At 43.4% G+C, this 24,416-nt stretch carries 22 protein-coding genes and 8 tRNA genes; 1 reads left to right on the top strand and 29 read right to left on the bottom strand.

Annotated elements, in window-relative coordinates; genetic code table 11:
• Positions 1 to 45 precede the first annotated feature (45 nt).
• The 5 genes from HMPREF9421_RS01845 to purD all read right to left on the bottom strand — a co-directional run bounded on the left by HMPREF9421_RS01845 (position 46) and on the right by purD (position 4,289).
• Positions 46 to 273, bottom strand: coding sequence for a hypothetical protein (locus HMPREF9421_RS01845; protein ID WP_006595291.1), 228 nt, complete (start codon positions 271 to 273; stop codon positions 46 to 48).
• A gap of 8 nt (positions 274 to 281) precedes the next feature.
• Entirely contained in the window at positions 282 to 1,232 is a 951-nt protein-coding gene (locus tag HMPREF9421_RS01850) for a ketopantoate reductase family protein (protein ID WP_006595292.1), read from the bottom strand.
• Entirely contained in the window at positions 1,233 to 2,324 is a 1,092-nt protein-coding gene (purK, locus tag HMPREF9421_RS01855; protein ID WP_006595293.1) for a 5-(carboxyamino)imidazole ribonucleotide synthase, read from the bottom strand.
• Positions 2,311 to 2,799 (bottom strand): 5-(carboxyamino)imidazole ribonucleotide mutase, encoded by a 489-nt coding sequence (purE, locus tag HMPREF9421_RS01860; protein WP_006595294.1) that lies wholly within the window; start codon positions 2,797 to 2,799, stop codon positions 2,311 to 2,313. The genes purK and purE overlap by 14 nt, the downstream gene beginning before the upstream one ends.
• Before the next feature lie 227 nt (positions 2,800 to 3,026).
• Positions 3,027 to 4,289, bottom strand: coding sequence for a phosphoribosylamine--glycine ligase (purD, locus tag HMPREF9421_RS01865; RefSeq protein WP_006595295.1), 1,263 nt, complete (start codon positions 4,287 to 4,289; stop codon positions 3,027 to 3,029).
• Between the two features lie 193 nt (positions 4,290 to 4,482).
• On the opposite strand from purD, the gene HMPREF9421_RS01870 reads away from it, so the two are divergent.
• On the top strand, positions 4,483 to 5,487 hold the full coding sequence (locus HMPREF9421_RS01870) for a GBS Bsp-like repeat-containing protein (RefSeq protein WP_231911642.1): 1,005 nt from the start codon (positions 4,483 to 4,485) through the stop codon (positions 5,485 to 5,487).
• A gap of 51 nt (positions 5,488 to 5,538) precedes the next feature.
• Here the strand turns inward: HMPREF9421_RS01870 and purH are convergent, their stop codons facing one another.
• From purH to HMPREF9421_RS01995, 24 genes are all read right to left on the bottom strand, one after another.
• Complete coding sequence (gene purH, locus HMPREF9421_RS01875) at positions 5,539 to 7,086, bottom strand: bifunctional phosphoribosylaminoimidazolecarboxamide formyltransferase/IMP cyclohydrolase (RefSeq protein ID WP_006595297.1); 1,548 nt, start codon at positions 7,084 to 7,086, stop codon at positions 5,539 to 5,541.
• Position 7,087: 1 nt separating this feature from the next.
• A complete protein-coding gene (locus HMPREF9421_RS01880; protein WP_006595298.1) occupies positions 7,088 to 7,552 on the bottom strand; it encodes a GNAT family N-acetyltransferase in 465 nt (154 codons plus the stop codon).
• A gap of 42 nt (positions 7,553 to 7,594) precedes the next feature.
• A complete protein-coding gene (locus HMPREF9421_RS01885) occupies positions 7,595 to 7,969 on the bottom strand; it encodes a hypothetical protein (protein WP_006595299.1) in 375 nt (124 codons plus the stop codon).
• A complete protein-coding gene (gene purN / locus HMPREF9421_RS01890; protein WP_006595300.1) occupies positions 7,966 to 8,517 on the bottom strand; it encodes a phosphoribosylglycinamide formyltransferase in 552 nt (183 codons plus the stop codon). The genes HMPREF9421_RS01885 and purN overlap by 4 nt, the downstream gene beginning before the upstream one ends.
• A gap of 184 nt (positions 8,518 to 8,701) precedes the next feature.
• Positions 8,702 to 9,724 carry a phosphoribosylformylglycinamidine cyclo-ligase gene (gene purM, locus HMPREF9421_RS01895; RefSeq protein ID WP_040802857.1) on the bottom strand — a complete coding sequence of 341 codons (1,023 nt, stop codon included), beginning with the start codon at positions 9,722 to 9,724 and terminating at the stop codon, positions 8,702 to 8,704.
• Between the two features lie 30 nt (positions 9,725 to 9,754).
• The gene (gene purF / locus HMPREF9421_RS01900) at positions 9,755 to 11,194 is read right to left on the bottom strand and encodes an amidophosphoribosyltransferase (protein WP_006595302.1); all 1,440 of its coding nucleotides are present in this window, start codon (positions 11,192 to 11,194) and stop codon (positions 9,755 to 9,757) included.
• Between the two features lie 12 nt (positions 11,195 to 11,206).
• Positions 11,207 to 14,932 (bottom strand): phosphoribosylformylglycinamidine synthase, encoded by a 3,726-nt coding sequence (locus HMPREF9421_RS01905; protein ID WP_006595303.1) that lies wholly within the window; start codon positions 14,930 to 14,932, stop codon positions 11,207 to 11,209.
• Positions 14,933 to 14,995: 63 nt separating this feature from the next.
• Positions 14,996 to 15,703 carry a phosphoribosylaminoimidazolesuccinocarboxamide synthase gene (gene purC / locus HMPREF9421_RS01910; protein ID WP_006595304.1) on the bottom strand — a complete coding sequence of 236 codons (708 nt, stop codon included), beginning with the start codon at positions 15,701 to 15,703 and terminating at the stop codon, positions 14,996 to 14,998.
• 168 nt (positions 15,704 to 15,871) lie between these two features.
• On the bottom strand, positions 15,872 to 16,117 hold the full coding sequence (locus HMPREF9421_RS01915) for an acyl carrier protein (protein ID WP_006595305.1): 246 nt from the start codon (positions 16,115 to 16,117) through the stop codon (positions 15,872 to 15,874).
• Positions 16,114 to 17,118 (bottom strand): phosphate acyltransferase PlsX, encoded by a 1,005-nt coding sequence (gene plsX, locus HMPREF9421_RS01920; protein ID WP_006595306.1) that lies wholly within the window; start codon positions 17,116 to 17,118, stop codon positions 16,114 to 16,116. The genes HMPREF9421_RS01915 and plsX overlap by 4 nt, the downstream gene beginning before the upstream one ends.
• Positions 17,115 to 17,894: a DNA repair protein RecO gene (gene recO, locus HMPREF9421_RS01925; protein ID WP_006595307.1), complete on the bottom strand. Its 780-nt coding sequence runs from the start codon at positions 17,892 to 17,894 to the stop codon at positions 17,115 to 17,117. The genes plsX and recO overlap by 4 nt, the downstream gene beginning before the upstream one ends.
• Positions 17,878 to 19,059 (bottom strand): pyridoxal phosphate-dependent aminotransferase, encoded by a 1,182-nt coding sequence (locus HMPREF9421_RS01930; protein WP_006597051.1) that lies wholly within the window; start codon positions 19,057 to 19,059, stop codon positions 17,878 to 17,880. The genes recO and HMPREF9421_RS01930 overlap by 17 nt, the downstream gene beginning before the upstream one ends.
• 165 nt (positions 19,060 to 19,224) lie before the next feature.
• Positions 19,225 to 20,073 (bottom strand): class B sortase, LPKTxAVK-specific, encoded by an 849-nt coding sequence (srtB, locus tag HMPREF9421_RS01935; RefSeq protein ID WP_006595309.1) that lies wholly within the window; start codon positions 20,071 to 20,073, stop codon positions 19,225 to 19,227.
• 93 nt (positions 20,074 to 20,166) lie between these two features.
• Positions 20,167 to 20,784, bottom strand: a complete 618-nt coding sequence (abpA, locus tag HMPREF9421_RS01940) for an amylase-binding adhesin AbpA (RefSeq protein ID WP_006597049.1) — start codon at positions 20,782 to 20,784, stop codon at positions 20,167 to 20,169.
• A 392-nt stretch (positions 20,785 to 21,176) separates the two neighbouring features.
• The gene (locus HMPREF9421_RS01950; protein WP_006595312.1) at positions 21,177 to 22,151 is read right to left on the bottom strand and encodes a ribose-phosphate diphosphokinase; all 975 of its coding nucleotides are present in this window, start codon (positions 22,149 to 22,151) and stop codon (positions 21,177 to 21,179) included.
• Positions 22,152 to 22,312: 161 nt separating this feature from the next.
• Positions 22,313 to 23,560: a peptidoglycan hydrolase PcsB gene (gene pcsB / locus HMPREF9421_RS01955; RefSeq protein WP_006595313.1), complete on the bottom strand. Its 1,248-nt coding sequence runs from the start codon at positions 23,558 to 23,560 to the stop codon at positions 22,313 to 22,315.
• A 144-nt stretch (positions 23,561 to 23,704) separates the two neighbouring features.
• Positions 23,705 to 23,792 (bottom strand) — tRNA-Ser (locus HMPREF9421_RS01960).
• Between the two features lie 4 nt (positions 23,793 to 23,796).
• Positions 23,797 to 23,870, bottom strand: a tRNA-Ile gene (locus HMPREF9421_RS01965).
• Between the two features lie 33 nt (positions 23,871 to 23,903).
• Positions 23,904 to 23,974, bottom strand: a tRNA-Gly gene (locus HMPREF9421_RS01970).
• Positions 23,975 to 23,990: 16 nt separating this feature from the next.
• Positions 23,991 to 24,063 (bottom strand) — tRNA-Phe (locus tag HMPREF9421_RS01975).
• Positions 24,064 to 24,068: 5 nt separating this feature from the next.
• Positions 24,069 to 24,142: transfer RNA gene (locus tag HMPREF9421_RS01980), tRNA-Met, on the bottom strand.
• Between the two features lie 9 nt (positions 24,143 to 24,151).
• Positions 24,152 to 24,241: transfer RNA gene (locus HMPREF9421_RS01985), tRNA-Ser, on the bottom strand.
• A gap of 9 nt (positions 24,242 to 24,250) precedes the next feature.
• A tRNA-Ile gene (locus HMPREF9421_RS01990) sits at positions 24,251 to 24,324 on the bottom strand.
• A 16-nt stretch (positions 24,325 to 24,340) separates the two neighbouring features.
• A tRNA-Met gene (locus tag HMPREF9421_RS01995) sits at positions 24,341 to 24,414 on the bottom strand.
• Positions 24,415 to 24,416 lie beyond the last annotated feature (2 nt).

Raw genomic sequence — 24,416 nt, forward strand, 5'->3', positions numbered from 1 at the left:
TCCTTTCTGTTGATGTATCACATCAGTTAGCAACCGACTGTCGCTTTACTCAAATTCTTCTTTTCCAATCCACACAGATGGATAATGATCTAGTGTATTCAAATCCGTATCCAGCGGGGCATCATAGATAGCTAAATAGTTATCAGGATTTTGTGCAACTAGCTCTTCATACTTTGCTTTCACTTTTTCGTGATCGCTACTAGCATACAAAACTTCGACGACTGCCCCCGTCTTCTCTTTTTCAACAAATGCATTAACGATGAGTTGAATCATAAAACCTCCTAAATCGAAATGCCCTTCATATTTGCTTCCAGAATGGGCATCTCAACACCTAACTCCTGACCTGTCTGATAGACACTTTGACAACAGTAAAAAATATCCTGTTTATCATTGTGTAAGGTCATAATTTTTCGTGTCAGCTCATTTTTCGCAAACATGATTTTCATGGCTTTTCCGGCAATCCAAGCAGGAATTTTGTATGGCAAGAGTTCGGCTTTGTAAAGCTTCAAATTTACACCACGCGCTTCTACGACTTTCAAAGCCTCTCGAATGGCCTTGATGGCTAATGATAATTCCGAAGAACTATTCATCAAGTTCAAAGCCAATTCTTCTGGGTTTTCCAGATTCCCTGAACGTGCAGCTGTCGAAGTGACACCCGCATTAATCGCCATGTGAATCCAAATCCATTCGACCATATCATGAGGCACTTCCCACTTCAAATCTGCAGAAGTCAGTAAATCCGTCAAATCAGCATAGTTAGAAATGTGTGCTTTTTGCTCACCTTCTAGCATTAAATGGTCAAACAAGACGCCATATAAATGGTTCTCCTGCATATGACCACCCGCTGTCGGAAAAGCCAGAATATAGTCGTAATCTCCTGCCCACTCTTGGACCTCTTTTCGAGTATTCCAGAAATTGCAGAAGAAAACGAGAGTGCCTTTGATATTATTTTTTCGCAAGGTTTCCACAGCTTCTTTGACAAACCCATGACGCACACTCAGAAAAATAAAATCATATTCCGAATCAGCTTCTGCCACACGAACCTCATAGGTATCGTGTTTGTTTTCACCTTTGGAATAATAGCGACCATCTAGCAGATCAACCGACAACTCCTTGGGAGCATTGTTTTTCTTACTATCTCTCAGTACGTGTTCCACTTGATGACCTGCTTTTTGAAAAGCATAGGCATAAGTAGTACCGATCACTCCAAGTCCTAGAATCGCTATTTTCACTTAAAAATCAATCCCTTTCCCAAATTCCTCAACCTTATCTGGTTCATCACTAAACAAAGTCACATGTCCCATTTTGCGGTTGTGCTTTGCTTCTATTTTACCATACATGTGGAGGTGGGCGCTTGGATTTTCTGTCACATATGTTTCAGCGGCCTCGACGTGTTGGCCGAGGACATTGAGCATGACAGCAGGGGCATGGAGGTGGATGCCTGGCAATGGTGCTCCCAGAACACCCAAGATATGGGTATCAAACTGGGAGAAGTCGCAAGCTTCGATTGAGTAGTGGCCAGAATTGTGCGGACGTGGGGCAATTTCATTGACGATGATATCATCAGCTGTTGCAAACATTTCCACGCAAAGGGTTCCAGACAAGTTCAGTTGTTCTGCAATTCGTACTGCCATAGCTTTGGCTTTTTCAGCCAGACTTTCTGAAATGCGAGCTGGCACGATGGTCTTAGACAGGATATTGTTACGGTGGATATTTTCCTGAACCGGGAAAACTGTCACGTCCTTGCCATTTCCTGACACAATGACAGAAATTTCAAGGTCGAAATTGACGAATTCTTCTAAAACGCAATCTGCTGAATCCGCTAGTGCATAAGCTTCTTCTAAATCTGCTTCTGAGCGAATGACCTTTTGTCCATGCCCATCATAGCCACCAGTCGCAGTCTTGAGAACATAGTTTTTCGATAGGTCAATATCTGCCAAGTCTTGGCTTGAAGTCACGACCTTGTATGGGGCCACAGTGACTTGAGCCTTGTTGGAAAGAAAGTCCTTCTCAAAAATCCGGTTTTGGGAAATGCGAAGTAGGTCTGTTCCTTGTGGGAGCTGACCGTCTTTGATAACGGCATCCAAACCGTCAGCATCCACATTTTCAAATTCATAAGTGAGAACATCACAGCGATCTGCCAACTGACGTAGAGCATCTACGTCGTCGTAAGGGGCCACGATAATTTCTGCCACACGAGAGGCTGGGCAATCAGCTGCTGGGTCCAACGCAATAACCTTGTGCCCCATATAGATAGCTGAGATTGCCATCATCTGACCAAGCTGGCCACCACCGATGATCCCAATGATTTTAGTTGAGCTCATTTGTAGACTCCTCTGCAATTTTTCCTTGTTCTTCTGCGAAATCCGCTAAAGCTGTCGCAATAGCCTGGTCTTCTACTGAAAGGAGACGAAGGGCAAAGAGGGCAGCGTTAGTCGCACCGGCTTCACCGATTGCCATGGTTGCGACTGGCACCCCACCTGGCATCTGAACGATAGAATAAAGTGAATCCACACCGCTAAGGGCACGTGATTTGACTGGTACACCAATGACTGGAAGGGTTGTTTTAGCAGCGACCATGCCTGGCAAGTGAGCTGCGCCTCCAGCACCTGCAATGATAACCTTGATGCCACGGCTACGTGCTTCCTCGGCATGTTTGAACATGAGGTCAGGTGTGCGGTGGGCAGAGACAACTTTCTTTTCGTAGGCTACACCGAAGCGATCTAGGACTTCTGCTGTTTTTTGCATGGTTGCCCAGTCGGATTTTGAGCCCATGATGATGGAAATTACTGGTTTCATTTCTTCTCCTTTTTTAATAATCGTCTAATGTAGTGCGGACGTAAGCGACCGCCTAGGGCGTTCCATTACTAAAACTGGAGTCTAGGTCTCCAGTTTTCCGATCCTAGTAGCTTTGCTACTAGGAGTTCCACTACTGCGACGATTATCTTATACTAGCTCGCTAACGCTCGCAAATCAAGCGACCATTATCTTAGTTTGGCTCGCTTTTAACGACCTACAGTCGCTGATTATTTGTTAGCCTTGCTTCCGATATCGTTTCGATAGAACAAGCCTTCTGTATTTTGTTTGTTAAGTTCGTTGTAGATAATGTTTTGGCCGTTTTTGACGGTGTCTGCTGTTGTGACCAGCATGTAGACACGTCCGCCGTTTGAAAGAAGGTCTTGTCCATTTTCAGCGAATTTGGCACCGGCATAGTAAGTGATGATGTCACCCTCCGTCTTGGCTGGAAGTTTGACCCCCTTCTCATAAGCGAGTGGGTATCCGTTTGAGGCTACAACAACGCCTAGTGTCACACCCTTGTCGGTCCAGGTAATAGCTGGCTCTTTACCATCCAAAATGTCCGTGATATTTTGTGCAAAATCTGATGTCAAGCGAGGCAAGATGATTTGCGTTTCAGGATCTCCGAAACGAGCGTTAAACTCGATAACTTTAGGGCCATCAGCTGTCAAGATAAGCCCCGCGTAAAGGACACCAAGATAAGGACGACCTTCTTTTATCATGCCTTCGAGGACTGGCTTGACAATGGTGTCAACCGCTGTGTCAACCACGCTCTGTGACAAGTGAGGAACTGGCGCATAAGCCCCCATCCCACCAGTGTTAGGACCCTTGTCGCCATCATAAGCACGTTTGTGGTCCTGAGCCGTTGGCATGATGTAGAACTTATCCCCATTGACAAAGGCAAAGAGAGAAAACTCTTCTCCGTCAAGGAATTCCTCGATGACCACACGCGCACCTGAGTCACCGAATTTATTGTCCAAAAGCATCTCGTGAGCGGCTTCTACGGCTTGCTCGACTGTCTCAGCAACGACGACACCTTTACCAAGGGCCAAACCGTCTGCCTTGACCACGATAGGAGCCCCCTGCTTTTCGATATAGGCCTTGGCTTCCTTGAAATCTGAAAAGGTGCCATAAGCTGCTGTCGGAACGTCGTACTTAACCATGATTTCTTTAGCAAAATCCTTAGACCACTCCAGCTCAGCCGCAGCTTTGGTCGGACCAAAAGCCTTGAGGCCAGCTGCATTGAAATCATCCACGATCCCGGCCGCAAGGGCATCATCTGGGCCAATGAAGGTCCAAGCAATATCATTGACTTTTGCGAAGTCAATCAGCTTAGAATGTTCGGAAATTCCGATATTGATCAAATCCAGACCATCTAATCGCATCCCGTCATTACCAGGAGCCACAAAAACCTGCTCAACGTCTTTAGACTCCAACAATTTCTTGGCAACCGCATGTTCACGACCGCCAGATCCAACAACCAAAAGTTTCATCTCGAACCTCTTTTGCGAATTATTTTATTAAATTATATCATAATCGTTCGTTTTATTCTAATATTTCAAGAAACATCCGATGATTTTCATTAGAAAACAAACTTTTTTCATTATTTTTTAAATTTCTGCTCCTTTTTACGAATATTATAATTGAGACCTCTACTATTTTTTAAAAAGGAGTTTTATGCAGGGAATGAAGAAACTACTCTTGGCAGCTTGTCTTTTCTGGGCAGGGGCTTCACAAGTTGCAAGAGCAGAGCAAAATGTCAATTATATCTACAAGGAAAAGGGACAATTAGTTGTCCACCTCGGGACCATTCCAGACCGCTTCCAAAGCGTTAGCGTCCCCATTTGGTCCGAGCAAAACGGACAAGACGACCTCATTTGGTATCCAGTTCAACGAGGTGAAAATGGGTTTGATTTGCAAGTACCTCTGACCAATCATTTGGATCAAGCAGGACTTTATCACATCCATGTCTACGGGATCCATTCTAACGGAAATATTGAAGGACTGTTTCCTCTACAGACAATCGTTGAGAAAAAAGACCTCGCATCTTCCCAACCCAAGATCACAGTCCAACCTAGCGGTGCGCAGCTATTTGAGATCCAACTCCAACTCTTTGAAGATGTGGAGGAAGTCCTCTTTCCCATCTGGTCTGAACAAGATGGCCAAGACGACTTGATCTGGTATCCCGCAAAAAGAATGGCACCTGGCCGCTACCAATTGTCCTTCAATGCCGAAAAACATAAAGGGAACGGAACCTTTCATCTCCATGTTTACCAGAAAAACAAGGGACACTTAAAAGGCTTGCTCGCCACAGAATTTCAGGTCGAGCGGATTAAACCTGCTCCACTCGTCACCCAGCCAGATAATTACTATCCCATCGGCGAATGTACCTGGGCAGCAAAAGAGCTGGCTCCTTGGTCACAAAACTGGTGGGGTAACGGTGGTATGTGGACTACTAGTGCACGCGCTGCTGGATTCCGGACAGGAAACACCCCAGAGGTAGGTGCTATCGCCTGCTGGGATAATGGAGGCTATGGCCACGTTGCAGTCGTGACGGAGGTCGAACATAACCAAAAAATCCAAGTGAAGGAAGCCAATTACAATGGAAATCGGACCATCAACAATTTCCGTGGCTGGTTTGACCCCACGAATGTTGTCTGGGGAACGGTCAGCTATATCTATCCAAATTAAAGGTCGCTTGACTAATAAAGGCACTCATCTATCGATGAGTGCCTTATTTGATTAATGTCTGAAATGACGAACACCTGTAAAGACCATGGTCAAGCCGTATTTATCCGCAGCTTCGATTGACTCTTGGTCACGGACAGAGCCCCCTGGCTGGATGATGGCCTTGATCCCTGCTTTGGCGATTTCTTCCACATTGTCCGCAAATGGGAAGAAGGCATCTGAAGCAAGAACAGCGCCGTCAAGACGGTCTTTAGCTTGGTCAATGGCAATACGGACGGAAGCCACGCGGTTGGTTTGACCTGGGCCAATACCAAGTGTCATGTGGTCGTTGGTCACGATGATCCCATTTGATTTGACATACTTAATGGCTTTCCATGCAAACTCAAGGGCAGTCGCTTCTGTCTCCGTTGGCTGGCGTTTGGTCACCACTTGCCAGTCAGTTGGGCTTTCTTTGACCACGTCTTGGTTTTGCACGAGAAGTCCACCGACAACACCTGTGTATTCTGATTCCACTTCGCTAGCATCTTGAGCGTCAAATGGCAAGACAAGGATTCGCAAGTTTTTCTTTTTATTAGTCAAAATTTCAAGTGCTTCGTCTGTGTAGCTTGGCGCGATGATGATTTCAAGGAAAACACCATGCATCTTCTCAGCTGTCGTAGCATCTACCTCACGGTTGAGAACGACGATACCACCGAAAATTGATACTGGGTCAGACTCATAAGCGTAATCCCAAGCTGTTTCGATATCCTCAGCCTGACCAATCCCACATGGGTTCATGTGTTTCAACGCCACAACGGTTGGACGGTCTTTGAAATCGCGAATGATACGAATCGCAGCATCCGCATCACGGATATTGTTGAAGGACAATTCCTTACCGTTGAGCTGTTTCGCTGATGCAATGGAGTAATCCGTTGGCAAGGCTTTTTGGTAGAAGTCTGCGTCTTGTTGAGGGTTCTCCCCGTAACGCATTGCTTGCTTAAGATCATAGGTCAGAGTGAGTTTTTCAGGTTTTTCTTCACCCACTTGAGCTGTGAAGTATTCTGCAATCAAGGCATCGTAGGCCGCTGTGTGACGGAAAACCTTGGCTGCCAAACCTTGGCGAGTTTCGTAAGTTGTTTCACCGTTTGCTGCCAATTCGTCAAGCACAACAGCATAGTCAGCAGGGTCTACCACAACTGTTACGCTAGCGTGGTTTTTTGCTGCTGAACGAAGCATAGATGGCCCACCGATATCTATGTTTTCCACCGCGTCAGCGTAAGTCACGTCTGGTTTTAGGATGGTTTCCTTGAATGGGTAAAGATTGACCACAACAAGGTCTATCAGTTCGATCTGATTATCCTTAGCAGCATCAAGGTGACTATCGAGGTCACGACGAGCGAGAAGACCACCGTGGATATTTGGATGGAGAGTCTTCACACGGCCGTCCATCATTTCTGGAAAACCAGTCACATCGTCAATGGCAATGGTATCAACACCGGCATTATCAAGGGCAATTTTTGTCCCACCTGTTGAGATGATGTCCCAACCGAGTTTCTTGAGTTCTTGGGCAAATTCAACAATGCCCGCTTTATCTGAAACACTAATTAGTGCGCGTTTAGTCATTCTATTCCTCTTTCTTTAGATCCAAGCGCATAGCGACTTCGTTATTTTCTTCTATAAATCCTGTTTCCTGAAAACCCAAACTAGTCAGCAGGTACTTCATTTTTTCATTTCCAACTACATAATCTGCGATAATATGATTGCAAGCTCTATCCATCTGAGCCTCTTTGACCAGAACTTCCAAAGCTTTTCGTCCATAACCTTTTCCTTGGTACTGCTGGCCAATCATTATCCGCCAGATAAAGTATTCCGCTTCATCCTTGTCTATTTCCAGCAGGAGAAAGCCAACCACTTGCTCATCCCAATAGATTGCCATGGGAAACACATCACCATTCTCTCGGTAGAGCCATGCATCAGCTAAAGAACGCACATTTGGAGCTACGAAACATGCTCGTTCATCAGCTTCAGATATTTTCAAATCCAGCACTGCCTGAAAACTGCTTTCATCTACTAATTTCAGCTCAATCATTTTTTCTCCTTTTGAATGAATAGGGTTTGAGGTGATTAAAGATTAACCTAACTCATATAAAAGGTAGTTATCAAAGTTTATGATTCCTTTGAGGTAATCTCTGTCTGATTTAGACAACTCAAATTCTGGAAAAGTCGCAATTAAACTGGATAAATAAAAATAATTCGGGTGCCTACGATAAGAAAAACCTGCTTGACCGAATCTCCCTTGACAGAAATCATAGGCAAGTTTTAATTCTTGACTTGTGACACCATCTAAAATTTTATCTAACTCTGAAAGCTGACTTTTATCAGTATTTTCTATCATAGCTTTCACTGTATTTACTAAAACAAAAAGAAAATCATTAGTATTATCCAGTAGGATTGGTCTGTTAGATAACTTATTTTTTAAATACATATAGTATTGGTCAATATTCATTCTTTCCTCTCCACGCCCAAACGTTCCAAGACTTCTGGATACAACTTGTACTCCGTTTCGTGGATGCGGGTTTCAAAAATGTCAAGGGTATCATCTGCTAGCCGTGGCACACGGACTTGTTTGATGACCTTACCGGTATCCACACCCGAATCCACCCAGTGAATGGTCACACCAGACTGGTCAACACCTGCATTCCAAGCATCCTCAATACCATGAGCGCCTGGAAATTCTGGAAGATAAGCTGGGTGAATATTGATGATACGGCCTTCATAAGCCGCTAGCAAGGTTGGACCGACGATTTTCATATAACCCGCCAAACAGACTAGGTCAATCTCGTGCTCATCCAAGAGCTCGACAATGGCTGCTTCGTAGTCTGCCTTGCTCTCAAACTCCTTGAGTTCGAAGGCATAGGAAGGAACTCCAAGATTTTCTGCACGCTCAAGTACATAGGCATCCCGGTGATCTGCAAAGACAAACTCTACTGGAAATTGGTCCGCAATCACCTGGAAGTTTGAGCCGTTGCCAGAGGCAAATACAGCGATTTTCATATTCGATACAAAGGGACGTTTCGGCTAGCCGAACAGCTTCGTAGAAAAATAGGAAATCATTGCTGGGTGCTTGCACACAAAATGATTTCTCTTTTTTCCTAGAAAATGAGTCCCGTGTTCAGTTAGGCTTGCTAACTAAACACTCCTTTCTACAATTTCTCCGTATAAAATGGTGATATCACCATTACTTTATCACCACACTTGCGCCATCTTTCTTCACAATTCGACCGATTTCATAAACAGGTTCATCAAGAAGTTCTTTGACACGTTCCACATTTTCTGGTTTCACCGCAAGCATGAGACCCACACCCATATTGAAGATTTCAAACATCTCTTCATGTTTGATTTCACCATATTTTTCAAGAGCTTTGAAAATTGGAAGGACAGGCACTTTACTTTCGTCAATTTCAGCCGCCAAGTCATCTGAGAACATCCGTGGGACATTTTCGATGAAGCCACCGCCTGTGATGTGGGCAATCCCATTGACCAATTCTTCTTTGATGAGTGGCAAGACAGCCTTGACATAGATGCGAGTGGGCTCCAAAAGAACGTCTTTCAGTTTCTTACCTTCCAACTCAGGCAATACTTCTTCCCCTGTGTAATCAGCAAAGACACGACGGACAAGGGAGTAGCCATTTGAGTGGATACCGCTTGAAGCAAGTCCGAGAAGGACGTCTCCCTCTGCTACTTTTGAACCGTCGATGATTTGAGATCTTTCGGCCACACCGACCGCAAAACCAGCCAAGTCATAGTCGTCTTCACCGTACATACCAGGCATTTCAGCCGTTTCACCACCGATGAGGGCTGCACCAGCTTGCACACAACCTTCGGCTACACCAGCAACCACTTGTTCCAATTTAGCTGGCTCATTCTTCCCAGTCGCCACATAGTCTAGGAAGTAGAGGGGTTCTGCACCTGCAGCAATGATATCATTAACACACATAGCTACACAGTCTTGACCAATGGTATCGTGCTTGTCGTACTTGATAGCCAGCATGAGTTTGGTTCCAACACCGTCCGTCCCTGAGATCAAAACAGGCTCTTTGACACCTGTTTTTGAAAGGTCAAACATGCCACCGAAACCACCAAGAGCTCCCATAACACCTGCACGCTCTGTACGTGCTACGTGTTTTTTGATCCGTTCAACAACTTCATAACCCGCTTCAACATCCACACCAGACTGCGCATAAGCATTTTTATTCGTCATTTTATTCATTCCTTTTCTTTTGCACTGTTCTTAATAGAAAGAAGTGTGTTCTTTCAAACTTTCTACATAGCGTTCTTCGTAGTCATACAAAGGCGTTGGGTATTTCCCATCAAAGTAGGCTACACAAAGACCACCGTTTGGTGCATCGGTATCAATGCCAATAGAATCAATCAAGCCATCAATAGACAAGTAGGTCAAGCTATCCGCACCAATAATCTCACAGGTTTCCTCTACTGTATGGTTGGCTGCGATTAGCTCTTCGCGACTCTGAATATCAATTCCATAGAAGCATGGATAAGCCAGAGCTGGGCTAGCAATTGCCACATGGACTTCTGTAGCCCCTGCTTCTTTCAACAATTTCACAATCCGACGAGACGTCGTTCCACGCACGATAGAATCATCAATCATGACAACCCGTTTGCCTTTCACGACCCCAGATACGGCAGAGAGCTTCATTCGCACTCCTTGTTCCCGCAATTCCTGAGTCGGTTGGATAAAGGTCCGTTGGACATACTGATTCTTGATCAAGCCCATTTCATTTGGCAGGCCAGATTCTTCCGCAAAGCCCATGGCAGCACTGAGAGAGGAGTTAGGAACCCCCACCACAATATCTGCCTGGTTCTTAAATTCTCGTGCCAACTGAGCTCCCATCCGCTTGCGAGCCGTATGAACGTTGACCCCTTGGATATTGGAGTCAGGACGAGCAAAATAGATATACTCCATGGAACAAATCGCCAGTTGGGTATCATCCGTATAGCGATCATAGGTAATGCCGTTTTCATCGAAGATAACAAGCTCACCCGGATGTACATCTCGGATCCATTCTGCCCCGATAACCTCAAAAGCACAGGTTTCAGAAGAAACAACCAAGGCTCCATTAGACATTTTCCCTATAGAAAGAGGACGGAAGCCATTTGGATCCAGCGCCGCAATCAGCTTATCTTCAAACAGCATCAGATAAGCAAAACCACCTTTGACTGTATTGAGCGCTTCCTTGATTTTCCCCATAAAGGACGGGTTATGACTCCGTCGAATCAAGTGGGCCAGTATTTCTGAGTCAGAGGTTGAGCTAAAGATGGCTCCATTTTTTTCTAATTCAGATTTGAGAGATTGGGCATTGGTCAAATTCCCATTATGGGCCAGACCAAACTGCGTATCTTGAAAGCGGAAGAGGAAGGGTTGGATGTTATCCACAGACGCTTCCCCCGCTGTCGCATAGCGAACATGCCCAATAGCAGAGCTTCCTGTTAATTTTTCCAAATTTAATGGATTCCGAAAGACTTCTGAAAGAAGGCCTGTGTCTCGATGGCGTCTCAGGATTCCTTGGTCATTGGCCAGGATTCCTGCTCCTTCTTGTCCCCGGTGTTGGAGACTGTGAAGCCCAAAATAAGTGAGTTTCGCAGCATCTGGATGCCCCCAAATCCCAAAGACTCCACACTCTTCATTAAGAGATTTTACTTCGTATGTCATGTTGTATACCTTTTATTTTCCAGTAAAATATTGAACCGCTGATGCAAAGAGATGCTGGTCTTTATTTCCTGGAATATTTTGGAAGAGACCGTCTTCAAAACGTTCTGAGTGACCCATCTTCCCAATGATTTGACCGTTCTTGCTGGTAATCCCTTCGATCGCATGGACAGATCCGTTAGGATTGTATTTAGAATCCATGCTTGGCTTACCTTCGAAGTCAACGTATTGGCTAAAGATTTGACCATTATCACGGAGTTCCTCAAATTCTTCAGCTGTCACGACAAACTTCCCTTCACCGTGTGATACTGGGATAGCGTGGATGTCTCCAACTTCTACTCCCGCAAGCCATGGTGAGTTGGTATTGGCAATCCGTGTTTCTACCATCTTGGCCACGTGTTGGTTGGCGTCATTGTAGAAGAGGGTTGGACTCGTACTGCTTGCATCTTCAAAGTTACCGTATGGAAGAAGACCTGATTTAACAAGAGCTTGGAATCCATTACAGATACCGATGATCAAACCACCACCTTCGATGAAATGATCAATAGCCGCACGCACTTTTTCGTTAAGCAAGATATTGACGATAAATTTAGCAGATCCATCTGGTTCATCCGCAGCTGAGAAGCCACCGGCAAAGAAGATAATGTTGGCTTTTTCAATGTTGTCAACCATGGTGTCAACAGACTTGACAATCGCTTCTTCATTCAGTGTGACAAATGGTACCAAGTTGACTTTGGCCCCTTCTTTTTCAAAGGCCTTAGCGGAGTCATACTCCGAGTTGGTACCTGGGAACACCGGAATGTAAACCACTGGTGTCTCAACTATTTCTTTGGCTTTAATCACAACATCTGATGCCACTGCAGGTACTTCTTCTAGTTCAGTAGCCTGTTCAAACTCAGTAGGGTAAACTTCTTCCAATTTACCTTGGAAGGCACTGTCAAGTTTGTGTCCATCGAGCATTACACCGTTGACAAGCAGTGTAAACTCTCCAACTGTTTGTCCAATCTTGGCAACACCTGCAATCTTTTCAGGTGAAGTGAAGATGAATCCACCCAATTGGGCTGTCAAGCTGCTGTCAAGGTCAGCTAATTGAACAGTGGCACCGATATGGTTCCCAAATGTTGCAAGTGCAAGAGCTTCAAGGACACCTCCATATTTGACAGCTGATGCTGCTGTCACTTTGTGGGTTGCTTGAATAGCTTCAAACTGAGCAAAGTTAGACTTGATAAGATCAAAATCAATTTCTTGGGCCAAAGCTTGACCTGGGATGTAATAGATATTTTCACCAGCAGCTTTAAATTCTGGAGAAAGAACCTTACGGCTATCTGCTGTTGTCACCCCAAAAGCAACCAAGGTTGGTGGTACTGTCAATTCTTCAAAGGTACCAGACATAGAGTCTTTCCCACCGATAGACGGCAGCCCAAGTTGAATCTGAGCTTCGATTGATCCAAGAAGAGCAGCTACTGGTTGACCAAAACGCTCTGCTTGTTTATCCATACGCTCGAAGTATTCTTGATAAGAGAAACGAGCCTTAGACCAGTTTGCGCCAGCAGCAAACAAACGGGCAGTTGCTTCGATGACCGCATAAGCAGCACCATGATATGGAGACCATTCGGCTACATAAGGGTTGAAGCCTTGCGCCATGACAGAAGCCGTATGCGTCACGCCATGTTGAACTGGCAATTTCTGAACAGAAGCTTCCGTTGGTGTGATTTGGTAACGACCACCAAGTGGGTGATTGACTGTTGAACGACCAACTGAGCTATCAAAGATGGTTTGTAAACCTTTTTGACTTGCATGGTTAAGGTCAGCCAAAACTTCAAGAGTATCAGCTTCAAGGGTTTCAGCAGATGTTTGGCGTTCTTCTGGAAGCTTGACATCCTTGTCAACCACCTTAGCATCTACAACCACACGTACACCATTTGTATCAAGGAAACGACGTTCCAAATCAACGATCGTTTCGCCATTCCAGTGCATAACAAGATTTGGTTTCTCCATTACTGTTGCAACGACAACCGCATCAATATTTTCTTTGTTACATGCTGCAACGAAGGCGTCTACATCTTCTGGACGAACTACAACGGCCATCCGTTCTTGAGATTCAGAGATGGCAATTTCGGTACCGTTCAAACCTTGGTATTTCAATGGCACTTTATCCAGATCAATTTCAAGACCATCTGCTAATTCACCGATCGCCACACAGACACCACCAGCACCAAAGTCATTTGATTTCTTGATCAGACGGGTCACTTCTCCATTACGGAAAAGACGTTGAATCTTCCGTTCTTCGATAGCGTTCCCTTTTTGAACCTCAGCACCAGCTGTTTCAACAGATTCAACCGTTTGAACTTTAGAAGAACCTGTCGCACCACCGACACCGTCACGTCCAGTCTTCCCACCGAGCAAGATAATCACGTCACCTGCTTCAGGTTTTTCACGAACAACATTTCCCTTGGGAGCTGCACCGACAACGGCACCTAGCTCCATACGCTTAGCAACGAAACCTGGGTGGAAGTACTCACGAACATAAGTTGTTGCAAGACCAATTTGGTTACCGTATGAAGAATAACCATGAGCCGCTGTTTTAGAAATCACTTGTTGTGGCAATTTACCAGCGCGAGTCGCTGAAATTGGAGCCGTGATATCACCAGCACCTGAGATACGCATGGCTTGGTAAACGTATGAACGCCCTGACAATGGGTCACGAATGGCCCCACCGATACAAGTAGCCGCTCCACCAAATGGTTCGATTTCCGTTGGGTGGTTATGAGTTTCATTCTTGAACATGAGAAGCCATGGTTCTTTGACACCATTGACATCCACTTCAATTTCAACTGAGCAGGCATTGATTTCATCAGACACTTCCATGTCGTCCAAACGACCATTGGCACGCTCATAACGACCAAAAATAGTGGCCATATCCATCAAAGTTTGAGGTTTTTCTGTACGTCCCAACTCATCACGCATGGCAATATACTTGTCATAAGTCGCCTGCAATTGTTTTTGGAATTTAGAAGCTGAGAAGTCGATGTGTTTCAACTCCGTTTCGAAAGTTGTGTGACGGCAGTGGTCAGACCAGTAAGTATCCAAGACCTTAAGCTCCGTCTCAGTTGGTACCCGTCCAATGGACTTAAAGTAATCTTGAATGAAGAGAAGGTCATCCACTTCCATTGCCAATCCTTGCTCTGCCTTATACTGTGCAAACTCTTCTGCCGTATATGTTTCAAAGAAATCCAAGCTTGGAATGGTCTTGTCAGACTCAGAGAAATCCTGTTTCGCAATACCAACAGTGATATCTTTGAAACGAGAATCGACTGGGTTCAAGAGATAGTTTTTGACAGCTTCCAACTCATTCGCATCAATATCCTTGTTAACCAAGTACAATTGTGCTGTGTTCACTGTTACATCATTTGAACTACCCAACAAAAGCAAAGCTTCTTGTGAAGATGCGGCACGTTGGTCAAATTGACCAGGCAAGCTTTCAATAGCAAAGAAAGCATGCTTCTCAAGATCTGCCTTGATTGTAGCTTCATCCAAAACAGTATCGGTCACTTGCTCAGAAAAGATATATTTTTCTGCACGCGCAAACAAATCCTCTGCCAAACCAAAAACATCATAAACCTGAACAATCCGAAGATCCTTCAAGGTTTTCAACTGAAGATTATGCTGTAATTCTTTTACTAATGAGTGAGATTTCACACGAAAGTCAGCTTTTTTCTCAACGAAAATACGTTTATCCATTTTAGTTCCTTTATTTCTATTCAAATAGGTTATCGAAGACGAAGGGATTCCGTTCCAAAATGATTACTTCAATCCCTGCAATTTCTCCAACACAACCTTATAAACATCCGTTAGACTTCCCAAGTCCCTACGGAAAACATCCTTGTCCATATGGTGGCCTTCCGCATCCCAAAGACGACAGTTATCTGGTGAGAATTCATCTGCCAAGATGATCTTGCCATCCTTATCAAAACCAAATTCCAATTTGAAATCAATCAAGCGAAGACCAATTTGCGCAAACCAATCTTTCAGCAATTCATTAATCCGACGCGTTTCTTCCTTGATATAAGCGATTTGTTCATCATTGGCAATATCCAAGAACTTCACATGCTCATCATTGATAAATGGATCATCCAACTCATCGTTTTTGTAGTAAAATTCAACAATTGGAGTTTCTAATTCCAAACCTTCTTCCACACCAAACCGTTTGGAGAAAGAACCCGCCGTCACATTACGAAGAACAACTTCCAAAGGAATGATGGTCACTTTCTTGTTGAGTTGTTCGGTATCAGAAATACGTTCGATAAAGTGCGTCGCTACCCCAGCAGCATTCAATTTTTCAAAAATAAGAGACGAAATCTGATTATTCAGCACACCTTTTCCTTCGATGGTCTCTTTACGAGCCCCATTCAGCATAGTGGCCTGGTCCTTATAAACGGACTTAATCACATGTTCGTCTTCTGTACTATAAATATCTTTAGCTTTTCCCGTATAAATTAATTGATGAGACATTTCTTGTTCGCCTTTCGTATTTTCTCCCTTTCAGTGTATCACAGAGAGGTGGTTTTTTCAAGTTAAATCCGTATCTTGTGTGCTTGTAACAAAAAAATAATAAGAGATTGAATCAAAAAGATTCAACCTCTTATTTTTAGATGCTTATTTGTTCGTAAAAACCGAACTTTATTTGCTTGTTTTCTTCAAAACGTAGTCTACCATATCTCCAACGGTTGCCATGGCATCAATATCCTTGTCTGGAATATCAATTTGGTAGGCTTCTTCCAAATAAATAATGTATTCCATGAGATCAACTGAATCTACTTCCAAGTCCTTTCGTAAATCCAAATCCAAAGTAACCTCATACTCAGATCCCTTATGATCTTTGATCAACCCTTCAACTAGTTTAAAAATTTCTTGATGACGACTCATTTCTCTTCCTCCAATTCTGATAATTCAACCACAGACTTACGAATAACATCTGTTTCCAACATGGTCCGGATCTGGCGGATCGTGCTATAGACTGCCTTGGCATCACTAGAACCATGGGTTTTCACGACAGGGGCTTGTAAACCAAACAAGACCGCACCTCCAACATCTGAATAATCCAAGGTCTTTTTCAAACCTCTTAGATCATTCTTCAAGAGGAAGGCTCCAATCTTAGCCTTCAAGCCACCACCACTAAGGACCCTTTTCAACTGTTTAAAGAGGCCCAAAGCAGTTCCTTCCATAGTCTTAAGGACAGCATTTCCTGTAAATCCATCTGTCACAATGACGTCAGCAACTCCATCCATCAAATCACGCGCTTCTACATTTCCTACAAAGTTGAGGGCAGAATCTGCTGCTAATAATTGATAGGTCTCCTTGCGGAGGGGATCCCCCTTGCTTTCCTCTGTTCCGTTATTTAAGAGACCGATACGAGGCCGCTTAATGCCACGAACATTCTCTGCATAATAGGCTCCCATAATCGCATATTGGTGCAAGTGTGTTGGCGTATTTTCAGCATTTGCCCCCAGATCCAACATATCATAGCCCTTACCATCAAGGGTTGGAAGAGTTGACATCAAACCTGGACGATCGATGACCTTAATCCGACCGACGATGAAGTAACCAGAAGCCAAAAGTGCTCCTGTATTTCCTGCAGAAAGCATCGCGTCCGCTTCCCCATTCTTAACTGCATGCGCTGCTAAGACCATGCTGGCTTGCTTTTTCCGACGAATGGCACGAGTTGGCTCATCATCTGAGTTGATTTTCTCATCCGTATGGACGATCGATACCCGTTCAGTTGCTGTCAGGTATTGCTTAATTTTAGTCTCATCCCCATACAAAATGACTTCAATATCCTTAAATTCTTGTATGGCTTGATTGACCCCTTCTACCAGGGCCTGTGGAGCATGATCTCCACCCATTGCATCGACTGCAATTTTTTTCATTTCTTACCTCCAGACTGATCTTTTAAAATCTCTCCCCAGCTTCCCAGGGAATCAATAAATTTCTTAGCTTTTAGATGAATGCCAACATATTCATCATAGAGTTGGTCTAGACACTTTCTCAATTCTGTCTTCATCTCATCATGGATGGAAATCGTCTCCAACTCACTAAATTTCACAGCTTGAAAACGATCCAACAAATAGAGAGCATTTGGATCCCAGTGGGCTCGTCTTTCGTCACGATCATAATGATCTGGGCATAGGACACCACCCAATCGGAATGAAAAATCAAAAGGCAGGCCCACTCGATGACAGACACAACACTCATGGACGTTTAAGGCGACACCAAATCGGGATAAAATCTGCATTTCAAAAATATTGGTCAATATTTCATAATCCAAGCCCCGATCCATCAATTGCAAGGTCTGCTCTAAAAAAGCAAATAAAGCTGGATCAGGTTGACGATCCTGTATACTAGCATCTGCCAAGGCCAGTATATAAGTTGCGTAGGAAAGACGAAAAAGATCTTGATTAATCCCTTGGAAACTTTGAACCTCATGAATATCTTCGATGTAGCTGAGTCCGTCATCAGTGATTTTCAGATACATATCCGCTAAAGTCAACGGTTGGATCATAGAATTCAACCGAGAACGATTGGCATGTTTCACGAAAAACATGAGCTTGCCAGCTTGCTCTGTAAAGATTTTAACCAGCTTATCGTCCTCTCGATAATCCCGATGGTAGAGGACGATGCCACGACTCTCAATGCTCTCCAGCATGTTCCTTCATAAACTCCTTCAACCGACTCAGCGCTTCTTGGATTACTTCCATACTAGCTGCATAAGACAAGCGTACATATCCTTCGCCGTATGGTCCAAAAGCCATTCCTGGGATAAAGGCAACAGCCTGTTCTTGAGCTAGGAGCTTCAAAAAAGCAAACGAATCTTGACGATACCCTTGTGGGATCTTAGCAAAGATATAGAAGGCCCCATCTGGGCGGATGATGTCAAAGCCCATGGCAGACATTTCTTTGATGATATAATCTCGACGCTCTATGTATTCCCGTTTCATCGGCTCTGCGTCATCTTTTCCAACCGTTAAGGCTTCAATGGCTGCATACTGGTTCATGGTCCCCGCTGCAGTCACCAAGTACTGATGACTCTTGATTAATTGAGCTATCAAGGGAGCCGGCGCAAAGATAAAACCGAGTCTCCAGCCTGTCATAGCATGCGACTTAGATAAGCCATTGATAATAATGGCTTGGTCCCGTAGATAGGATCCCAAGGAAACGTGAGGCTGACCTGTGTAGGTTAATTCTGAATAGACCTCATCACAAACGACAAAAACTTCATATTTCTTCAAGACTCTAGCCAAATCCTGCATCTGCTCATTAGAGTAGGTGACACCTGTTGGATTAGCTGGATAGTTGAGAATGACCGCCTTGACGCGATCCCCTTGCTCTTCTAAAGCCTTTTCTAAAACCTCTGGGCTGAGGACAAAGCGATTATCAGTCGTATCGATTTCGACGACACTAGCCCCCATCAGTTTAATAATGGGTTCGTAACCAGGATAAGCAGGTGCTGGTAATAATACTAGATCTCCAGGTTCCAATATAGCGGTCAAGGTCGCAGAAAGCGCCTCCGTTGCTCCAATAGTGACCAAAATTTCGTCCTCTGGTCGATACTGTAAATTATATTTTTCAGCTACAAACCGACTAGCAGCTTCACGTAGAGCTAGCAAGCCACTCATCCCCGTATAATGACTCTGGTTGGCATCGATAGCTGCTTTTGCCGCTTCCTTTATATGATCTGGTGTTGTGAAATCTGGTTCCCCCAAGGTTAAGCGTAAAACACCTGGAATAGAAGAAATGGCTTGGTCAAACTGACGAATCAAAGAAATCTCGATTCGATTCAAATTTTGATTAAACCGTTTTGTTAAATCCATAGCCACCTCCAAAAAAAGTTCTATCACCATTATACTATAAATGGAAAAGCATCGCAAAAAAGGGGCTAGTCCCAACTAAAATGATACAATAATGGCCTTTCTCATCAAAAAAAGGACCTAGCACATGCTAAATCCTCTCATTGAATAAATTTTACCAAATCTTTTCTATTCTTGACCACGTGTTGCAACATAATTCAACTGATCACCATGTTTCGCCAAGAAATCCTTCATTTCCGAATCCGGAATTTGACGAAGATAGAGATTGGAACGGATCGTTTCATCTTCTTCACGACAAGTAGACAAGACTAGGTACTTATCAGAAGCATTGATTTTAATATTTGGATTTTTTGTCCGCGCAGCCTCATAGATATTTCTCAACTGGCTAGTGAACTCTTCATCATCTGAAAAGCTGGTACGATAGAAAGCTGTTGTTTCAGGAACAATGACCAAGCCCATTGCTTCATAATAATACTTGCGCTCAGGTGTTTCAATAACTACGTAAGGGTGCTGATTAAAGTACTCTTGGTTATCATAGAAGTTAACATCGTTAAACATCCGATGATCTTCAACCTTACTACCACGTGCGTGACCAAAGAGCCAGGTCAAACGATCACTAAAGTCTTTTTTATTATCAGTATCCATGAAAACAGTTCCCATAAGAGGTTCGTTTCCACCATCAAAAGTTTTATCCAAATAAGTAGCATTGTCCCCTGTTTGAACAACAGGCTCATCTAACTCAGTTCCTGGAGCATAAACATAGGCAATCGCTTCTGGATTGACAGAAGTTAATTGAGCAAAGCGGTTGGCTAAATACTCTTTTTCTTCTTGACTTGGTTCATATTTAGCTACTTGTTTGGTTGAGCTTGTACTAGTTGTTTTTTTAGCTGTATGAGATGATTTTCCTCCCCCAAATGGATTGAAGAAAATAAAGCCAGCAACAATCACGACAACTGCAGCAAGAGCAAGCATGATCCCAGTCAATTTATTTGAAGCTTTTTTCTCAGCTCTTTTCATTTCATTGATCTCCTTGTGACGATTTTTTCTCTAAAAAATATCACTGAGCCCTAGGACTCAGTGATATTCGTTTCGAGCTAATTAATAATCAAATTATTTAACTGCGCTTGTTTTTGGAAGAGCTTTAGCATCAGCTTTAACTAGGTTACCGTTTTTGTCAACAGTACCAATAACGTTACCTTTTTCGTCTTTAACTACAACGTTACCTTTTTCATCTGTAGTAACAGTAACATCTTTACCAGTTTGAGCTTTGATGTCTTCTGCAATACGAGTAGGGTTAGGTTTGTTATCTTCTACACCAGTTGGATCGTTCCAGTAGTTACCTTGGCGTTGAGCTGCTTCACGATATTTTTGTTGAAGAACTTGGATGTAACGGTTGCGAACAGTATTGTAAGCTTCGTTGTAAACACGATCAAAGTCTTCTTGAGCGCGAGCTAGTTTTACATCATGGTCATGACCAGTGTAATCTTTAGCTGCATTAAGAGTTGCTTGAGCTGCTACCACAGAAGGTTGTGTTGCAACTTCTGCACGAATTTCAGCGTCATGTGCTGCCACTTGTGCATTTGCTTCATCAGCAACGTCACGTTCAGAAACATATTTCTTTTGGATCAATTGGTTAGATGCATTTGGGTTTTCACCTTGTGCAAATACAGGTGCTGCTGCAGCAAATACTGCAAGCGCTGCTACTGATGATAATAAAACTTTTTTCATTGTTTTATCTCCTTTTTTCATTTTAAAAAAATAGTTCGTTACTTCGTAACTATTATTAGTTTACTACGATATAATTTATTTGTCAATAAAATCTGACCTCTTTTTTAATTAATTTTAAGGAATTTTATATTTTTTTACAGGTAAGTTGACTATTTGACTGCTAAAATAGAATCCTTTGATCTCGTAAGCGTTTTCCTTGTTTTATTTGACTGCAGAGCTCTTTGGCAAGGTCTTTTTGGGTAGACAAGGATCCATTCTATCCTCATTTTTTTGTGCTTCCTTCAGCAACTCTTCCCTCTGTTTTTTTATCTTACTTTCTTTTTTTAACCAGTTGAAAAACATATCTTTCCTTTCTTAAAAAAGAGGCTCTTTACAACCTCTTTTTTACATTTTTAAGATTTTTTTGCATTTCCAGTTTCAAATAGAGGAGACAAAGGACGTTTTTCATGAATGCGGATAATCGCTTCTGCCAATAGTTTTGCGATGGAGATTTGTTCAATTTTATCAATTAAGCGCTCTTCAGGTAAGTAAATGGTGTCCAATACTACCAACTTCTTAATGGCTGATTTCTGAATATTGTCCATAGCTGGACCAGACAATACCGGATGCGTACAACTAGCATAGACTTCTACTGCTCCTGCTTCAGCAAGTGCATCTGCAGCGTGGCAAATTGTTCCTGCAGTATCGATCATATCATCGATCAGGATACAAGTTTTCCCTTCGACATTCCCAATAATGTTCATGACTTCACTGGTGTTCATTTTATCAACACTCCGACGTTTATCAATGATAGCAATTGGAGTTTTCAAAAATTCAGCTAGCTTACGAGCACGAGTCACACCACCGTGGTCCGGACTGACTACCACATAGTCAGAACCAACCATTCCACGACGTTCAAAGTAGTCTGCAATCAATGGAGCCCCCATCAAATGATCCACTGGAATATCAAAGAACCCTTGAATCTGAGCTGCATGCAAATCAATGGTTAAGAGACGATCCACACCAGCAATCTCTAACATATTGGCAACCAATTTGGAAGTAATCGGCTCACGAGCACGAGCTTTACGGTCTTGACGAGCATAACCATAATAAGGCATTACTACATTAATGGTTTGAGCACTGGCACGTTTTAAAGCATCTACCATAATCAAAATTTCCATTAAATTATCATTTACAGGAGAGCTCGTAGATTGAAGAATATAAACCTCTTTACCACGAATAGACTCCTCAATATTGACCTGGATCTCCCCATCTGAAAATTGACGTACGGTCGACTTACCAAGTGGCAGTCCCATCTCCTTAGAGACACGTTCAGCCAAATCTTGGTTAGAAGATAAAGCAAACAGCATTAAATCCGAAAACGACATGATTTCCTCCACATAAATTTAACCACAATGTACAAATTGTACAAATCTTCTCTTTAACCATTGTAACGCTTTTTAGATGATTTTTCAATCCATAATCCCCCCCAAAATTAAAATAGTAACTATAGTAAAAAACACCCACTAAAAGTGGGTGTTTTGAATTCTTAGTTTGGATAGATATAAGTAACTGATCCTTGTGCATTCACAGGGTTAAACCATCCACGGTAGTTCCCAATGCTACGGTTACCTAAGTAGTTAGATTCAGATACTTGGATACTTGTAGTAGATTGAACAGCTGTAACCACTGCCACGTGTCCATACCCACCGTCATTCCAACATGCAATAGCCCCAACTTGTGGTTGGCTACCAGTACGGAATCCAGCTGCTGCGGCACTTGCAGCCCACTGTGCTCCATTACCCCAGTAATCACCAGCCCAAGGTGCCAATACTTTCGCACCCCAAGTACATTCACCTACTGGGTATGAACTTGCAGATGTGCTGTATGTTGGACGACTAGTTGCAGCAGGTGTAGCAACAGTTTGAGTTTGAACTGCTGGTGCTGCAGCAGGAGTTGCAACAGTTGCTTGAGGTTGTGCTGCTTCAGCTGCTGGTGTTTGAGTTGCAGCTTGCACTTGTGCTTGCAAGTTAGTATTAGCAGATGCTTCTACAGCCTTACGTTGCTCTTCTTGTTGTGCACGGTAAGCTGCTTCAGCTGCTGCTGCTTCAGCTGCCGCTTTCTCAGCTGCTGCTTTCTCAGCAAGCAAAGCATTCTTTTCATTTTCTGCAGTTGATTTTTCAGCTGCCAAATTCAATTGTGCAACTTTCAACTCAGCTTCTTTAGTTGTCAACGCTTGCGCATCTTCATCTAATTTTTGTTGGTTCGCAATAACAGTGTTGATTGCTTCATTGTTTTCTTTTTGCTTAGTGTCAATTGCTTCTTTATCGCGTTTTTGCTCTTCAAGCATTTTGTTGTTGGCGCTAGCAATTTCATTCATTGCAGAAACACGAGAAATAGCTTCAGTCAAAGAACCAGAACTTACAATAGCGTTAATGTAACTTGTAGCAGTTCCTGTTGTTTGAGCACTACGTGCTTGGTTCGCCAATGATTCTTGACGAGCAACAATGTTCTTAGAAAGCTCTCCAATCTCAGCAGAGAGGCGAGCAGACTCTTCATTCAAACGATCATTTTCAGCTTTAAGAGTTTCTTGTTGTTTTTTGATTTCAGAAACTTGAGATTGAATTTGATCAACTTCTGCTTGTGCACTTTGTTCTTTCGAACTCAAATCAGCAATCTTACTATCTTGTGCAGCGATTTTATCATCAGTAGAATCAGCTCCTACAGAAATAACTGTACCTACTTGTGATAAAGCAACTGTACTAAGTAAAATAGTCGTTAATAATTTTTTCTTCATATAATAAAAGACTCCTTCATATAAGACACTAACTAGTATAACAGAAAATGAAAGATTTTATGTTACGCCTTTGTTACATTTTTATTTCTATTGATGTATCAAAGTAACAAAAAAAGTTAGCTAGAAAGCTAACTTGATTCTCTACGGAGAATGGGGGATTCGAACCCCCGCGCCAGTTACCCGACCTAACGATTTAGCAAACCGTCCTCTTCAGCCTCTTGAGTAATTCTCCAAAATGGGCACGAGTGGACTCGAACCACCGACCTCACGCTTATCAGGCGTGCGCTCTAACCACCTGAGCTACGCGCCCAAGTTAAAAACTTGGTAATGAACAAATGTTCAAAGCGGGTGACGAGAATCGAACTCGCGACAACAGCTTGGAAGGCTGTAGTTTTACCACTAAACTACACCCGCTAATTATTAAAGAATATGGCGCGAGACGGAATCGAACCGCCGACACATGGAGCTTCAATCCATTGCTCTACCAACTGAGCTACCGAGCCAAATATTGCGGGAGCAGGATTTGAACCTACGACCTTCGGGTTATGAGCCCGACGAGCTACCGAGCTGCTCCATCCCGCGTTAATATTAAGGAGGATGTGGGATTCGAACCCACGCACGCTTTTACACGCCTGACGGTTTTCAAGACCGTTCCCTTCAGCCGGACTTGGGTAATCCTCCAGCTAATTATGGACCTTGTAGGACTTGAACCTACGACCACTCGGTTATGAGCCGAGAGCTCTAACCAGCTGAGCTAAAGGTCCGACAAGATCAATAGTATAGCGGCGAAGGGGATCGAACCCCCGACCTCCCGGGTATGAACCGGACGCTCTAGCCAGCTGAGCTACACCGCCAT

The organism is Streptococcus australis ATCC 700641, assembly GCF_000186465.1.
Taxonomy (GTDB): domain Bacteria; phylum Bacillota; class Bacilli; order Lactobacillales; family Streptococcaceae; genus Streptococcus; species Streptococcus australis.

What these genes read in the sequence shown, in the direction of transcription:
- HMPREF9421_RS01950 (WP_006595312.1), bottom strand. Translation starts at nt 22,151, where the DNA reads ATGTCGTTTTCGGATTTAATGCTGTTTGCTTTATCTTCTAACCAAGAT.
- purF (WP_006595302.1), bottom strand. Translation starts at nt 11,194, where the DNA reads ATGACATACGAAGTAAAATCTCTTAATGAAGAGTGTGGAGTCTTTGGG.
- HMPREF9421_RS01915 (WP_006595305.1), bottom strand. Translation starts at nt 16,117, where the DNA reads ATGAGTCGTCATCAAGAAATTTTTAAACTAGTTGAAGGGTTGATCAAA.
- purC (WP_006595304.1), bottom strand. Translation starts at nt 15,703, where the DNA reads ATGTCTCATCAATTAATTTATACGGGAAAAGCTAAAGATATTTATAGT.
- purK (WP_006595293.1), bottom strand. Translation starts at nt 2,324, where the DNA reads ATGAGCTCAACTAAAATCATTGGGATCATCGGTGGTGGCCAGCTTGGT.
- purD (WP_006595295.1), bottom strand. Translation starts at nt 4,289, where the DNA reads ATGAAACTTTTGGTTGTTGGATCTGGCGGTCGTGAACATGCGGTTGCC.
- recO (WP_006595307.1), bottom strand. Translation starts at nt 17,894, where the DNA reads ATGCTGGAGAGCATTGAGAGTCGTGGCATCGTCCTCTACCATCGGGAT.
- HMPREF9421_RS01845 (WP_006595291.1), bottom strand. Translation starts at nt 273, where the DNA reads ATGATTCAACTCATCGTTAATGCATTTGTTGAAAAAGAGAAGACGGGG.
- pcsB (WP_006595313.1), bottom strand. Translation starts at nt 23,560, where the DNA reads ATGAAGAAAAAATTATTAACGACTATTTTACTTAGTACAGTTGCTTTA.
- HMPREF9421_RS01930 (WP_006597051.1), bottom strand. Translation starts at nt 19,059, where the DNA reads ATGGATTTAACAAAACGGTTTAATCAAAATTTGAATCGAATCGAGATT.
- HMPREF9421_RS01880 (WP_006595298.1), bottom strand. Translation starts at nt 7,552, where the DNA reads ATGATTGAGCTGAAATTAGTAGATGAAAGCAGTTTTCAGGCAGTGCTG.
- abpA (WP_006597049.1), bottom strand. Translation starts at nt 20,784, where the DNA reads ATGAAAAAAGTTTTATTATCATCAGTAGCAGCGCTTGCAGTATTTGCT.
- purM (WP_040802857.1), bottom strand. Translation starts at nt 9,724, where the DNA reads ATGACGAATAAAAATGCTTATGCGCAGTCTGGTGTGGATGTTGAAGCG.
- purN (WP_006595300.1), bottom strand. Translation starts at nt 8,517, where the DNA reads ATGAAAATCGCTGTATTTGCCTCTGGCAACGGCTCAAACTTCCAGGTG.
- HMPREF9421_RS01870 (WP_231911642.1), top strand. Translation starts at nt 4,483, where the DNA reads ATGAAGAAACTACTCTTGGCAGCTTGTCTTTTCTGGGCAGGGGCTTCA.
- srtB (WP_006595309.1), bottom strand. Translation starts at nt 20,073, where the DNA reads ATGAAAAGAGCTGAGAAAAAAGCTTCAAATAAATTGACTGGGATCATG.
- HMPREF9421_RS01885 (WP_006595299.1), bottom strand. Translation starts at nt 7,969, where the DNA reads ATGAATATTGACCAATACTATATGTATTTAAAAAATAAGTTATCTAAC.
- HMPREF9421_RS01905 (WP_006595303.1), bottom strand. Translation starts at nt 14,932, where the DNA reads ATGGATAAACGTATTTTCGTTGAGAAAAAAGCTGACTTTCGTGTGAAA.
- plsX (WP_006595306.1), bottom strand. Translation starts at nt 17,118, where the DNA reads ATGAAAAAAATTGCAGTCGATGCAATGGGTGGAGATCATGCTCCACAG.
- purH (WP_006595297.1), bottom strand. Translation starts at nt 7,086, where the DNA reads ATGACTAAACGCGCACTAATTAGTGTTTCAGATAAAGCGGGCATTGTT.
- purE (WP_006595294.1), bottom strand. Translation starts at nt 2,799, where the DNA reads ATGAAACCAGTAATTTCCATCATCATGGGCTCAAAATCCGACTGGGCA.